This window comes from Roseivivax sp. CAU 1761 (assembly GCF_054482755.1).
Genome location: NZ_JBTLRM010000025.1, coordinates 1 through 13,321 on the forward strand (window position 1 = coordinate 1; position 13,321 = coordinate 13,321).

A 13,321-nucleotide genomic window follows, 5' to 3' on the forward strand; every position below is an offset into this window, starting at 1 on the left:
CACCAGCTCCGGAGGCCATTCACTGGCCATCCCGCGATGGCGGATCACACCCGCCCCAGACATCTACCTTGGCGCCGAGACCCGTCATGCACTAAGACTGAAACCGGACCACCCGATAGGGGCAGGCCAGGATCGCGACTTCGTCGTTCAGTTTGTGTTTTGCCGTGGCCTCGCAATGGCATCAGCGGCCAGGGCGGGACGATTCATAGTCTGCGTGTAGCGCGTCACCTTCGTAAGCGTGCGGTGACCGGTGGCGGCCATGTTGTCCCGAGGTGGCGCCCCAGCTTCTGCCAGCCTGTCGCTCGCGCGCCGCAGGCCGTGTGACGTGCAATTGGGCAGACCGCCTGGATGATGTCCCGAGAGGTCGTGGAGCCGGCCGTGGGCCTCGCGCTTCCGAGCGGGCCGAGCAGGTCGGTCGCTCTGCGCTGCAGGGAGGCCGACGCTGAGCGCATCGCTGACGGGCGCAAGCGTCTCCAGCGTCCTGTATCTGGCGCGCTGGACCGTCGTTCCTCGGTCTGCTCCATCACGATCGCACCGACGAGGCGCCGGATCGATGCCCCGTTCGGAAAGATGCCGAGGACGTCGATGCGTCGCTTGATCTCGCGGTTTAGCCGCTCGATCGGATTGGTGCTGTGCAACTTGGTGCGATGCCGGGCCGAGAGGGCAGAGGCCCCCCAATGCCACCACCCCGTGTGCCCCCCGCGTCGGTGCGTTGATCGAGGGCTCTTCGGCCTGTTACGCTCCCTGCATTTAGGGGAAGCATTTCATGACCAAGCATTGCGATTTTCAATCTCGGGTGGGGGATCTTCGAGGCCAGATCATGTCGGCGATCCTCGGGGAGGTGCGGTGGGAGGATTTCCTCGATACGCTGCGCGACTTTCTCCCGAACGGCGCGGCGACGCTGTTTTACCACGATGCCTCGCGCGACCGGGGTGCATTCTCCCTGGCCTCCGGGATGGACCCCGCGGCCCTTCGGTCTTACGCCGACCATTACTGCGCCCTGAATCCCTGGATGGCGGCGGCGACCCGCAGACCGATCGGCGTGGCGGTGCCGGATAGCGCGATGTTCGACCGCGCGGCGCTGCTGAAGACCGAGTTCTACAACGACTATCTCCGGCCCAACGATCTGCAAGGGGCGATCGGGGTGACCATCACCCGCAAGGAAGAGTGCCATTTCTTCCTGAGCGTGCTGGGGGACGTCCAGGACACCCAATCGGAGCGCGAAGCCCTCGCCGCGCTTCGGGCCCTCGTCCCGGACCTGCGGCGCGCCTTCGAGTTCTATCAGCGGCGGCCGGCTCCCAACGCGGCGGAGGCCGAAAGACCCGGTGCCGGGACCATGGTCCTCGGCCCGCGCCGCAGCCTGCGCGCGTCGAGCGGCGAGGCCCTCCGGCAGCTGGAACTCGGACGCGTCATGTCGGTTGGCCCCACCGGGCGCGTGTCGTTCCGAGACAAGCACGTGGCCGACCGGATCGACGCCTGCCTGGCCGCACCCTGTGTGAAGCCGACCGGATCGGGCACGCATGTTCTTCTCGTGGCCGATCCGCCCGGCATGCCCCTGAAGCTCACGGTGATGGCCTGGCCATGGGCCGAGGGCATGCGCTACTTCCGGGGGCCCGAATGCCTTGTTCTCCTGGAGGCGCTCGGCGCCGGCGATCCCGATCTGGCGGAATTCGCGCGTCTGTTCGGGCTGACCGCGCGCGAAACCGAGGTTGCGGCCGCGCTTCTGGCCGGGCTGTCGACCCAGGATATCGCGTCCAATCTCGGCGTCACTTTCGAAACCGTACGCTCCTATCTCCGAGCGCCTTTCGCCAAGACCGGAACCTGCAGGCAGCCGCAACTCGTGAGCCTGGTCGCACGTTGCGCCGTCTGACGGCGCCCACGGGCCCGGGATTCGGGAGACGTCAACCTCCAGATGGAGGATGCGCAGCCTGCCGGAAATGCCATGCTTCCTCTGCATTTGGGGTGGCTGAGCAGGAATTCTGCGTGCGGTAACAGTCAGCTCGACCGACTCGGAAAAGAATGGATCGCCCCGCATGCGCGCGGGCGAAGCGAGATAAGCGGCTGCGCGACGTGCAGCGGCATTTGAACAAAAGCAATTTGATGCACGAGGTCTCGGATGGAACGCAGCATTTCCTTCACAATCGATGGCGAGGTCCGGAGCACTATCAGCATCCGCGAAATGGCCGACGGATCGCTGCGTTTCGAGATCGGCATAGCCGACAACAGTGCATCCATCGGCGATCTGCGCGCGCTGTTCTTCGATCTGGAAGGCGTGGATGCGACGATGCTCGCTTTGCATGCGGATGATGGCGGCAGCGGCGTGGTGACCGATGAGGCCTATGGGAACGGGGACGTCGACACCCTTGGCAAGGACGCCAATATCAAGGGCAGCGTGTCGAATGAGCTGGGAGATTTCGACGTCGGCATCGAGTTCGGAAGCTCGGGCATGTCGCGCGACGACATTCGCTCGGCGAGTTTCCGGCTCGTGTCGGACTCCGGCCCGTTGTCGCTCGACATGCTCAACATGGCGGATTTCGGCATCCGCTACACCTCCGTGGGCGAGGAGGGCGGCAGCCGGGACGGCTCGCTGAAACTGGGTCACGAAGGGACCGGCGTGGCCAAGAACGATGCCGCGACCGTTGCCGAGAATTCGGCGCCGCCCACGCCCGGCAACATTCTGAACATTCTCGCGAACGATCAGACCACCGACGGGGCCGGCGCGGCGGCGGGGGTCGTTGTCACCGGCGTCGCCGGGCTGGCCGAATCCGGGAGCACCTTTTCCGGGGGCCTCGTTTCCGAGGATGGCCTGCCGCTCGGCACGATCGAAGTCGACCGGGATGGGTCGACACGCATCACGGCCATCGCCGATGCCCTCGCCGCGGAGGAGACCCGCACGGTCGTTCTGACCTACACGACCGCCGCGACGGACGGGTCCACGGCCTCGGCCAGCCTGATGGTCACGGTGACCGGCACCAACGACGCGCCGACGCTGGCCGCGGGCATCGCCGCCGCCACCGAGGACGGGCCGAGCGTCGTCGTCGATCTCGCGGCGCTCGGCGCCGATATCGACAGCGACGACGACGGCGGCACGCTGAGCTACGCCGTCACCGGCGCGCCCGGCGAAGGCAGCGCGGCGATCGCCGGAACCACGCTGAGCTTCGCTCCCGGCACGGATTTCCAGGACCTCGCGGACGGCGAGACTCGCGACGTCACCGTGCAGGTGACGGCCACCGACCGGCACGGCGCCACGGCGGTGAACGACGTCACCGTCATGGTGACCGGCACCAATGACGCGCCGACGCTGGCGGCGGGCATCGCCGCCGCGTCCGAGGACGGGCCGAGCGTCGTCGTCGATCTCGCGGCGCTCGGCGCCGACCCGGACAGCGACGACGACGGCGGCACGCTGAGCTACGCCGTCACCGGCGCGCCCGCCGAGGGCAGCGCCTCGATCGCCGGCACCACGCTGAGCTTCGCTCCGGGCGCGGATTTCCAGGACCTGGCCGCGGGGCAAACCCGCGACGTCACCGTGCAGGTGACGGCCACCGACCGGCACGGCGCCACGGCGGTGAACGACGTCACCGTCACGGTGACCGGCACCAACGACGCGCCGGTGGTCACGCCCATCGACGCGGGCAGCGTCACCGAGGATGACCCCGCGGTGACCATCGACCTGCTCGCCGGACAGACCGACCCCGAAGGCGACACGCTGTCGGCCCAGACGATCACGGTGACCGACGATCTCGGCGCCGCAGTGGCCTTCACCGACAACGGCGACGGCACGATCTCCATCGACCCGTCGCAATACGATGCGCTCGACACCGGGACGGACCGCACGCTGACGGTGAGCTACGACGTCTCCGACGGCAGCGCCACGACGGCCAACACGGCCACGCTGGTGGTCGAGGGCGTCAACGACAACGAGCCGCCGATGGCGAATAACGACGAGATTTTCTCCTTAACTTTGGCTTACATCGGATCCTATCGCGTTTCCGACGGCGCGCCTTGGGGTAGTAATCCCCCGGTCTACTCGGCCAAGGAAGCTGCCGCACTGATCTTTGGCGGACAAGCCGATGATTACCGCATTTCGATTTCCGCCTCTCTTGATCCCGCTACCATCACGGATACCGCTTGGTACGACGGCTGGGGTAAGCCATGGAAAGTATTCGATGATGACTTCAAGCAGGATGCTGACCCGGCGGGCTACTATGCGCCGTTCGGCGATGCTTGGTCTGCGTATGTGAGGGATCATGTCGATTATTCCCGCATCAACTACGTCTGGAGCAGCGAACAAAGCGGCATTACCGACGAAAACACCGCTTATAGCATTGCCGCTGCCGACCTGCTGGGCAACGACGCCGACCCTGATGGCGACACGCTGACAGTCCAGTCGGTCTCCGGCACCTCGGCGCTGGGCGCGACGGTGATCCTGAACGGCGACGGCACCGTCACCTACGACCCGACCACCTCGACCACCCTAGACGAGATGGCCGAGGGTGAGACGATGGAGGATACGTTCACTTACACCGTCTCTGACGGCAATGGCGGCACCGACACGGCGACGGTCACGCTCATTGTCTCCGGCGTGGACGACCCGCCGATCCTGACCGGCGCGACGGCCCCGCAGGCGGGCTTCAACGACACCGCGTTCAGCTATGTCCTGCCGGCCGATCTCTTCACCGACCACGACGAGGGCGGGCCGATCACCTATTCGGTGGCGCTCGAGGACGGCTCGGCGCTGCCCTCCTGGCTGGACTTCGACCCCGCCACGCGAGAGCTATCCTTCGCGGCCAATGCCCCGCAGCAAGGCGACATCGGCCTCTACACCCTGCGGGTGACGGCGTCGGAGGATGACGGCCAGGCCAGCTCCACCACCATGACGCTGACGGTGCTCGACGGATCGCTGATCAAGGGCACGGCGGGCAACGACAGCCTGAGCGGCACGATCCAGGGAGATTTCATCCAGGGATGCGAGGGCGACGACCGGCTGGAGGGCCTGCCCGGGGCCGACCTTCTGGACGGCGGAGCGGGGCGGGATACGCTCTTTGGCGGGGCCGGGGACGACGTGCTGATCGGCGGGGCGGATACGGATCTCGACTACCTCTACGGCGAGGCCGGGAACGACGTCCTGCAGGGCGGCGATGGCGGCGGACGCCTCTATGGCGGCGAGGGCCACGACACGATGAGCGGCGGCTCGGGGAGCGACACCCTGGTGGGCTACCTGGGCGACGACAGCCTGTCCGGCGGCGCCGGGCGCGATTATCTCGATGGCGGGTCGGAAGACGACAGCCTCGCCGGGGGCGACGGCGACGATGTCTTGGAGAGCGGATCGGGCAGCGACACGCTCGACGGCGGAGCCGGTGACGACGTTCTGCGCGGCTATGATGACAATGTCCTGCGCGGCGGGGCCGGCAATGACAGCATCACCCTCCTCGGCCGGGGGTCCAACACGGTGGAGGCCGGCGACGGCAACGACGTGATCACGAATGTGGGCGCTTATGGCAGCGACAGTGTGGATGCCGGCGCGGGGGACGATCACCTTCGTCTGAGCCTGGCCGGCAATGCGTCCCAGGCGGGCCTGCCGACGATCACGCTGGGCGCCGGCGCGGACGTGATCGACCCGGCGAACTCGGCCGCCGGCCCCTACGCCCAGGCCACGATCACCGACTTCGACCCGGCCGAGGACAGCATCGACCTGGAATACCTTCTGACCTACCGGCTGACGGGATGGGACGGCGCGTCGAACCCGTTCGGGGCGGGCTACCTGCGGCTGCTTCAGAGCGGTACGGACGCTCTTTTCCAGATCGATTTCGACGGGGGCGGGGATGCGTATCAGACGCTGATCCTGCTGCAGAACACCGATGCCAATGCCCTTTCGGCGGCCAATTTCCAGGTCGATCAAACCAGCGGTCAAGGCTACGAACCCGACGGGAGCGGGGTGTTCGGATCGGGGATAGCCGGAACGGCGGCGGCCGAAGAGCTGAACGGCCTCTTCGGGGACGATACGATCACCGGGGGCGATGGCGACGACACCCTGAATGGCAACAATGGCGCGGACATGCTCGACGGCGGCAGCGGCGCCGACCGGCTGGCGGGCGGCTTTGGCGACGATACCCTGACCGGCGGCAGCGGAGCCGATATCTTTGTCTTCAATCCCGGGCAGGGGGCGGTCACGATCCTCGATTTCGAACTGAATACCGCTGGAGAGGCGCTCGTCCTTCAGGGGGGCTGAGCATTGCGGCGCGGTCCGAGGTCGACACCGATGGCATGGGCGGAAACGACAGCACATTGGTGACGTTCAGCGACGACAGTTCGGTCTTGCTGAAAGGTCTGCTTGGCGTGACGAGCGACGCCGAATTGCTTTAGCGTCAGGGGATCCGCCCGAGCACCTTCGCGTGCGCCGCCTTCTGCGGCCCCGCAGCCTCAGGGGTGAGAAAACGCAGCCTGTGGCGCCGTTTCAAGGCATCCCTCGAGATCATCCGGCCCGCGGTCATGCTCGGGATCCGCTTTCCGCTGTCGTTGCGACCCGTCGAGAACGTGCCGCACGAGTGCGGCCGCGATGTGAGCCATGAAACCGTCCGGTCCCGGTCGCCCCTTTTCGGCGTGCGGCCGGAAACGGAAACGGCCAGCCCGTGGGGGCCGGCCGCGAAGCCTGGATTCGGCGCGGTGGGGGCGGCGGAGCGCCTCCCGGCGCGGTCTCAGCCGTCGAAGTTGATCTCTTCCATGATCTTCAGCGCGTCCTCGCGCAGCGCGGCGAGGTCCATCAGGTTGACGCTGTCGGGCTCGAACTCGCCCCAGCCGGCGACCAGGTCGGAGCGCGGCACGTCCGGCTTGACCGGGAATTCGTAGTTCACCTCGGCGTAGATTTCCTGGGCTTCCGGCGAGGCCAGGAATTCCATGAAGGCGCGGGCATCCTCGGGATGCGGCGCGTTCGCCGTCATCGCCACGCCGGAGACGTTCATGTGGGTGCCGCCCTCCTCGAAGGCCGGGAAGAGCACGCTGACCGCTTCGGCCCATTCGCGCTGTTCCTCGTCCTCGAGCATCTTGCCCATGTAATAGGTGTTGCCGAGCGAGATGTCGCATTCGCCGGCCCAGATCGCCTTGACCTGCGCGCGGTCGTTGCCCTGTGGCTTGCGCGCCAGGTTGTCCTTCAGGCCCTGGGCCCATTCCTTGGCGGCATCATAGCCCTTGTGGTGGATCACCGCCGAGAGCAGGGCGAGATTGTAGGGGTGGGTGCCCGAGCGGGTGCAGATGCGGCCTTCCCACTGGTCGGAGGCCAGATCCTCGTAGCTGGTGATCTCGGACGGATCGACGCGCTCCTTGGAGGCGTAGACGATGCGGGCGCGGGTGGTGACGCCGAACCACTGGTTGCCCGGGTCGCGGAATTCGGAGGGGATGTTGGCGGCGAGCGCCTCGCTCTCCACCGGCTGGGTCACGCCGGCCTCGACGGCCTGGCTGAGCCGCGAGATGTCGACCGTCATGATGATGTCGGCGGGGGTGCGGTCGCCCTCGGCGGCGAGGCGCTCGGTCAGGCCCTCGTCGAGATAGACCACGTTGGTCTCGATGCCCGTGGCCTTGGTGAAGGCGTCGGTGATCGGCGCGATCAGCTCGGGCTGGCGCTGCGAGTAGATGTTGACCTCGGCGAGGGCGGGGCTCGCGGCGATCAGCGCCAGAAGCGCCGGGGTGAGACGAATGGTCATGAAGCTCTCCGTTCCGTCACGTGTTTCGGACTGGCGCCGTTAAACCCGAGCGAAAGACTAGGGTCAATGGCCGATCAAAACGCTCGGAAAAAAACTTGCCGCAGGCGGGCGCCCGGCGCGCCGAAAGATGCGCGCGCCCGCCACGCGGCGCGCCATGCATGCGGCTCGGGTCGATCAAGGGGCCGGGCGGGGGCGGCCGCGGGCGCCTCAGGCGGTGCGCTTCTCCGCCCGCTTGGCGGCATCCCAGAGCGCGTCCATCTCCGCCAGGTCGCTGTCGGCGGGACGCTTGCCGCGCGCCGCGAGGCCTTGCTCGATGGCCTCGAAGCGGCGGGTGAACTTGGCGTTGGCCGCCCGGAGCGCCGCCTCGGGGTCGATGTCGAGATGCCGGGCGAGGTTGGCCATGACGAAGAGCAGGTCGCCGAACTCCTCTTCGCGATGGGCGGGATCACTGGCCTCGCGCAGCTCCTGCGCCTCCTCGACGATCTTGTCGATGACCTCGTCGGTGGAGGGCCAGTCGAAGCCGACCCGCGCCGCGCGCTTCTGCAGCTTGACCGCGCGGGTCAGCGCCGGCAGCCCCTTCGCGACGCCGTCGAGCACCCCGGTCTCGGCCTTGGCGGCGCGCTCCGCGGCCTTGATGCGCTCCCAGTCGGCGACCTGCTGCGCGGCCGACTTGGCGTTCGATTCGTCGCCGAAGACATGCGGATGCCGGGCCACCATCTTGTCGGCAATGGCGTTGGCGACGTCGTCGAAGTCGAACAGCCCGGCCTCGGCCGCCATCTGGGTGTGGTAGACCGATTGCAGCAGCAGATCGCCCAGCTCGCCCTTGAGCTCGTCCCAGGCCTCGCGCGCGATGGCATCGGCGACCTCGTAGGCCTCCTCGATCGTGTACGGCGCGATGGAGGCGAAGTCCTGCGCCACGTCCCACGGGCAGCCGGTCTCGGGGTCGCGCAGGCGGCGCATGATCTCGATCAGCCGGGGCATGCCGCCGGCGGGGTCGTGAATCAGGTCGTCGGTCATTGCGCCTCTCCCGCGTCTGGGGTTCACATGGGCCGAATGCGCCAAAGCGCCGCCGGAGTCCAGCCGGCGGCGTGCCACCAGAAAGGGACCGCCCGGATGGCTCTCGAGGACGCCAAGACCCAGATCGACCACGCCTTCACCCGCGAGGATTTGCGCGGCCTGTCCTTCGAGAACGTCTTTGCCGGGGCGCCCTCCTTCCTGCGCCGGCGCTACACCAAGGACCTCGCCGGCGTCGATGTGGCGGTCTCGGGCGTCTGCTTCGACCAGGCGGTGACCAACCGGCCCGGCGCCCGGCTGGGGCCGCGGGCGGTGCGCGAGGCGTCGCTGCTGCAGCCCTGCGACCCGCCCTATGGCTGGGGCTTCTCGCCGCTCGAGGACTTTGCCGTGGCCGATCTCGGCGACGTGGCCTTCGACTATGCCAACACGCGCACGCTGCCCGAGGCGGTGACGGCGCATATCCGCCGCATCCTCGCCGCCGGGGCGGCGCCGCTGACGCTGGGCGGCGATCACTTCGTCACCCTGCCGATCCTGCGCGCGGTGGCCGAGCGCCACGGGCCGGTGGCGCTGGTGCAGTTCGACGCCCATTCCGACAGTTGGGTCGACGACGATCCCGACCGCATCGACCACGGCACCTTCGTCTACAAGGCGGTGAAGGAGGGGCTGATCGACCCGGCGCGGTCGGTCGCGGTGGGCATCCGCACCGAGAATCCCGACATGCTGGGCGTGACCAAGATCGACGCCGCCGAGGTGCACCGCACCGGCCCCGAGGCGGTGGCCTACAGGGTGCGCGGCATCGTCGGCGACGGCCCGGCCTACCTGACCTTCGACATCGACGCGCTCGACCCGGCCTTCGCGCCGGGCACCGGCACGCCGGTCTGGGGCGGTCTCAGCTCGGCGCAGGCGGCGGCGATCCTGCGGGGGCTTGCCGGTCTCGACATCGTCGGCGGCGATGTGGTTGAGGTTTCGCCGCCATTCGATACCACGGGGGCCACGGCGGTGGCCGGCGCCCATGTCGCCACCGAGATCCTGTGCCTCTGGGCCTGGACCCGCCGCCGCGCCTAGCGTCGCAGCAGGGGAGCAACCGCGTGAAGTACTTGTTCTGGCTGATCATCCTGGCGGTCGTGTTCGGCCTCGCCTTCATCCGTTTCGCGCCCTCGAACCCGGAGCGCTGGCATGTCGACCCGCAGGTCACCGCCGACCAGGATCTGGCCTCCGGCGTGCGGCGGCGGATCGCCGGCGGCGAGGACCGGATGGCGGCGCTGGAGCGCATCATCCTGTCCACGCCGCGCACCGAGCGCCTTGCCGGCAGCGTCGAGGAGGGCCGGGCGACCTATGTCAGCCGTTCGAAATGGTTCGGCTTTCCCGACTACACCACCGTCCAGCGCGGCGATGACGGCATCGAGATCTGGGGACGGCAGCGCTTCGGCCAGGCCGATGCCGGGGTCAACCGCCGCCGCGTCGAGGGCTGGCTCACCACGCTCGGGCCGGAGGCCTGAGCTCGGGCAGCCGGTGCCGATCTCGCGCCACATCGGCACGTTGAGCGACATCTCGCAGCGCGCCAGGAAGCTGCGCCGGTCGACGGTCAGGCAGATCACCTCGCCCAGTTCGACGCGGTCGCCGGTGCTGTCGGTGCAGTAGCACTCGATCTTGCGACCGCCGGGATAGGTCGGCGCGTCCGGCGCGGCGCCGTCATCGACGGCGGCCAATCCCAGCAGAAGCGCCCAGATCGTCTGTGCCATGGCGCAGGCTAGCATGGCGCGCCGCTTGACCAAAGCGCGGCTTTCGGTGACAGAACCCGGCATGGTTCCCGAAGAGCGCCTGCGCCAAATCACCCAGCGTTTCGAGTATCTCGAGGCCCGCATGGCCGAGGGTTCGGGCGACATCGCCGCCCTGGGGCGCGAATATGCCGAGCTGCGCCCGGTGGTCGAGCAGATCGCCGCCTGGCGCCGGCTGCGCGACGGGCTCGACGAGGCGCGCGCGCTGCTCGACGACCCCGAGATGCGCGATCTGGCGCGCGAGGAGACCGAGCGGCTCGAGGCCGATCTGCCGGCGGCCGAGCAGCGGTTGCGTCTGGCGCTGCTGCCCCGCGATGCCGCCGACAGCCGGCCCGCGATCCTCGAGATCCGGCCCGGCACGGGGGGCGAGGAGGCGGCGCTTTTCGCCGCCGATCTCTGGCGCATGTACCAGCGCCACGCCGAGGCGCGGGGCTGGCAGGTCGAGGTCATCGAGGAGCAGGCCACCGAGCTCGGGGGCTTGCGCGAACTGGTGGCGCGGATCGCCGGCGAAGGGGTCTTTGCCCGGCTGAAATTCGAATCCGGCGTGCACCGCGTGCAGCGCGTGCCCTCGACCGAGTCGGGCGGCCGCATCCACACCTCGGCGGCCACCGTGGCGGTGCTGCCCGAGGCCGCCGAGGTCGATGTCAGCATCGATCCGAACGATCTGCGCATCGACACGATGCGCTCCTCGGGGGCCGGCGGCCAGCACGTCAACACCACCGACTCGGCGGTGCGCATCACCCACCTGCCGACCGGCATCGTGGTGACTTCGTCGGAGAAGTCGCAGCACCGCAACCGCGACATCGCCCTGCAGGTGCTGCGCGCCCGGCTCTTCGACGCCGAGCGCCAGCGCGCCGCCTCGGAGCGCTCCGGCCTGCGCCGCGCCCAGGTCGGCACCGGCGACCGCTCGGAGCGCATCCGCACCTACAACTTTCCCCAGGGCCGGCTCACCGATCACCGCATCAACCTGACGCTCTACCGGCTCGACCAGGTGATGGCGGGCGATCTCGACGAGATCATCGACGCGCTGACCGAGGACGCGCAGGCGGCGCTCTTGGCCGAGATGGAGGCATGAGCCGGACCGCCGCGGCGCATCTGGCGGAAGCCGCGCGCCGCCTCGACGCGGCCGGCGTGGACGATCCGGGGCGCGACGCGCGGCGGCTGCTCGCCCACGCGCTGGGCATCGCGCCGGCACGCCTGACTCTGGCGCTGCCCGACCCGCTCGCCCCCGAGGCGGAAGCCGCCTTCGCGGCGCTGGTGGCCCGGCGCGCGGCGCGGGTGCCGGTGAGCCATCTGACCGGGCGGCGCGAGTTCTGGGGCCGCAGCTTCGAGGTCACGCCCGACGTGCTCGACCCGCGCCCCGAGACCGAGAGCCTGGTGGCCGAGGCGCTGGCGCGGGGCTTTGCCCGGGTGCTCGATCTCGGCACCGGCAGCGGCTGCATCCTACTCACCCTGCTGGCCGAACGGCCCGCCGCCACCGGGCTCGGCACCGATCTGAGCGCGGCGGCGCTCGACGTGGCGCGGCGCAATGCCGGGGCGCTGGGTTGCGCGGGCCGGGCAGAGTTTGCCCACGGCGCCTGGTGGCAGGCGGTGCCGGCGGCGTCGCGCTTCGACCTCGTCGTCTCCAACCCGCCCTACATCGCCGCCGCCGAGATGGCGGCGCTCGCCCCCGAGGTGCGCGACCACGAACCCGCCGATGCGCTGACCGATCACGGCGACGGGCTCTCGGCCTACCGCGCCATCGCCGCGGGGGCGGGCGGGCATCTGGCGCCCGGCGGGCGGCTGCTGGTCGAGATCGGCGCCGCCCAGGGGCCGGCGGTGGCGGCGATTTTCGCCGCAGCGGGGCTCGCCGCGGTGCGCGTGCTGCCCGACCTCGACGGCCGCGACCGGGTGGTGGCGGCCGAAATGCGCTGAATTCGCCCGGCATTCCGAAGTTTCGGGGCATTTCCGCTTGTAAACCGGGCGGCAAAGGGTTTAGTCAGAGGGTGTCGGGCCAGCGGATGGCCTCGCGATCCCCCCCGACATCAAGCCAGAAAGCGACGTGATTCGACCGCTGAACCGGCGCAGGCGCGCCCGAGACGGGATCACCGAACGTTCATAAGCAGGGCTGAAGCTCGACACATGCGATCATCCAAATCACGCTCGCGGTCCAAGTCGAACCGCAACCGGAACTCGATGGGGAACGTGGTCAACCGCGTTTTCGAAAGCTCCGGTCCCGACGGCAAGGTCCGCGGCACGCCGCAGCAGATCATCGACAAGTACAACCAGCTCGCCCGTGACGCGCAGCTGGCCAACGATCGGGTCGCCACGGAAAACTTCCAGCAGCATTCCGAGCATTACCTCCGCCTGCTGACCGAGGCGCAGCGCGAGCAGGACAATCGCCGCGAACAGCAGGAACGTGAGAACCGCGACCGCCAGGCACAGCGCGACCGCGAACGCGCCGAGCGCGATGCCGAACGGCAGGATTCGCAGGACGCCCGCAGCGCCGAGGGCGACAGCGACAGCCGCGCCTCGGGCGAGACCGCCCCGGCCGCCGAGGAGCGGCGTCCGCAGGAGCAGCGCCGCCCGGCGCAGCAGCCCTCCGAGACCGACGTGCTCGACTTCTCCTCGGAGAATGACGAGGGCGACAGCGGGCTCGTCGAGACCCCGGAGAGCGCCGCCGAGGAGGCCCCGAAGCCCAAGCCGCGCCGGCGTTCGCCGCGCCGCAAGGCCGAGGGCGAAGAGGCGGCGGGCGACGGCGAGGGCAAGCCCAAGCGCGCCCGCAAGCCCAAGCAGGACAAGGACAAGGACGCGACCGCCGCCGAGGCCGAGCCCAAGGTCGCCGAGTGATCC

Annotated in this window: 9 protein-coding genes and 2 pseudogenes; 8 read left to right on the forward strand and 3 right to left on the reverse strand. The window is 69.1% G+C overall.

Annotation, left to right across the window (positions count from 1 at the left end):
• Positions 1–414 precede the first annotated feature (414 nt).
• Positions 415–653, reverse strand: a pseudogene (locus tag ACXYMW_RS14385) (transposase); the annotation flags it as partial.
• 113 nt (positions 654–766) lie between these two features.
• On the opposite strand from ACXYMW_RS14385, the gene ACXYMW_RS14390 reads away from it, so the two are divergent.
• From ACXYMW_RS14390 to ACXYMW_RS14400, 3 genes and pseudogenes are all read left to right on the forward strand, one after another.
• Positions 767–1,870 (forward strand): helix-turn-helix transcriptional regulator, encoded by a 1,104-nt coding sequence (locus tag ACXYMW_RS14390; RefSeq protein ID WP_459036020.1) that lies wholly within the window; start codon positions 767–769, stop codon positions 1,868–1,870.
• Positions 1,871–2,116: 246 nt separating this feature from the next.
• Entirely contained in the window at positions 2,117–6,229 is a 4,113-nt protein-coding gene (locus ACXYMW_RS14395) for an Ig-like domain-containing protein (protein ID WP_459036021.1), read from the forward strand.
• Between the two features lie 197 nt (positions 6,230–6,426).
• Positions 6,427–6,579, forward strand: a pseudogene (locus tag ACXYMW_RS14400) (IS6 family transposase); the annotation flags it as partial.
• 116 nt (positions 6,580–6,695) lie between these two features.
• On the opposite strand, the gene ACXYMW_RS14405 reads toward ACXYMW_RS14400, so the two are convergent.
• Together ACXYMW_RS14405 and mazG are read right to left on the reverse strand one after the other, a co-directional pair.
• On the reverse strand, positions 6,696–7,697 hold the full coding sequence (locus tag ACXYMW_RS14405) for a Fe(3+) ABC transporter substrate-binding protein (RefSeq protein ID WP_459036022.1): 1,002 nt from the start codon (positions 7,695–7,697) through the stop codon (positions 6,696–6,698).
• Positions 7,698–7,904: 207 nt separating this feature from the next.
• On the reverse strand, positions 7,905–8,714 hold the full coding sequence (mazG, locus tag ACXYMW_RS14410) for a nucleoside triphosphate pyrophosphohydrolase (RefSeq protein ID WP_459036023.1): 810 nt from the start codon (positions 8,712–8,714) through the stop codon (positions 7,905–7,907).
• 96 nt (positions 8,715–8,810) lie between these two features.
• Here mazG and speB point away from each other — a divergent pair, with 96 nt between their 5' ends.
• The 5 genes from speB to ACXYMW_RS14435 all read left to right on the forward strand — a co-directional run bounded on the left by speB (position 8,811) and on the right by ACXYMW_RS14435 (position 13,318).
• The gene (gene speB / locus ACXYMW_RS14415; protein ID WP_459036024.1) at positions 8,811–9,776 is read left to right on the forward strand and encodes an agmatinase; all 966 of its coding nucleotides are present in this window, start codon (positions 8,811–8,813) and stop codon (positions 9,774–9,776) included.
• Positions 9,777–9,799: 23 nt separating this feature from the next.
• Entirely contained in the window at positions 9,800–10,210 is a 411-nt protein-coding gene (locus ACXYMW_RS14420; RefSeq protein ID WP_459036025.1) for a DUF1499 domain-containing protein, read from the forward strand.
• Positions 10,211–10,514: 304 nt separating this feature from the next.
• Positions 10,515–11,564 carry a peptide chain release factor 1 gene (gene prfA / locus ACXYMW_RS14425; RefSeq protein ID WP_459036026.1) on the forward strand — a complete coding sequence of 350 codons (1,050 nt, stop codon included), beginning with the start codon at positions 10,515–10,517 and terminating at the stop codon, positions 11,562–11,564.
• A complete protein-coding gene (prmC, locus tag ACXYMW_RS14430; protein WP_459036027.1) occupies positions 11,561–12,403 on the forward strand; it encodes a peptide chain release factor N(5)-glutamine methyltransferase in 843 nt (280 codons plus the stop codon). Before prfA ends, prmC begins: the two co-directional genes overlap by 4 nt.
• Before the next feature lie 207 nt (positions 12,404–12,610).
• On the forward strand, positions 12,611–13,318 hold the full coding sequence (locus ACXYMW_RS14435) for a DUF4167 domain-containing protein (RefSeq protein ID WP_459036028.1): 708 nt from the start codon (positions 12,611–12,613) through the stop codon (positions 13,316–13,318).
• The last annotated feature ends 3 nt before the right edge of the window (positions 13,319–13,321 follow it).

Bases quoted from the DNA above. Each gene is read 5' to 3' on its own strand.
- ACXYMW_RS14390 (WP_459036020.1), top strand. From the start codon at position 767: ATGACCAAGCATTGCGATTTTCAATCTCGGGTGGGGGATCTTCGAGGC.
- ACXYMW_RS14395 (WP_459036021.1), top strand. From the start codon at position 2,117: ATGGAACGCAGCATTTCCTTCACAATCGATGGCGAGGTCCGGAGCACT.
- ACXYMW_RS14405 (WP_459036022.1), bottom strand. From the start codon at position 7,697: ATGACCATTCGTCTCACCCCGGCGCTTCTGGCGCTGATCGCCGCGAGC.
- mazG (WP_459036023.1), bottom strand. From the start codon at position 8,714: ATGACCGACGACCTGATTCACGACCCCGCCGGCGGCATGCCCCGGCTG.
- speB (WP_459036024.1), top strand. From the start codon at position 8,811: ATGGCTCTCGAGGACGCCAAGACCCAGATCGACCACGCCTTCACCCGC.
- prfA (WP_459036026.1), top strand. From the start codon at position 10,515: ATGGTTCCCGAAGAGCGCCTGCGCCAAATCACCCAGCGTTTCGAGTAT.
- prmC (WP_459036027.1), top strand. From the start codon at position 11,561: ATGAGCCGGACCGCCGCGGCGCATCTGGCGGAAGCCGCGCGCCGCCTC.
- ACXYMW_RS14435 (WP_459036028.1), top strand. From the start codon at position 12,611: ATGCGATCATCCAAATCACGCTCGCGGTCCAAGTCGAACCGCAACCGG.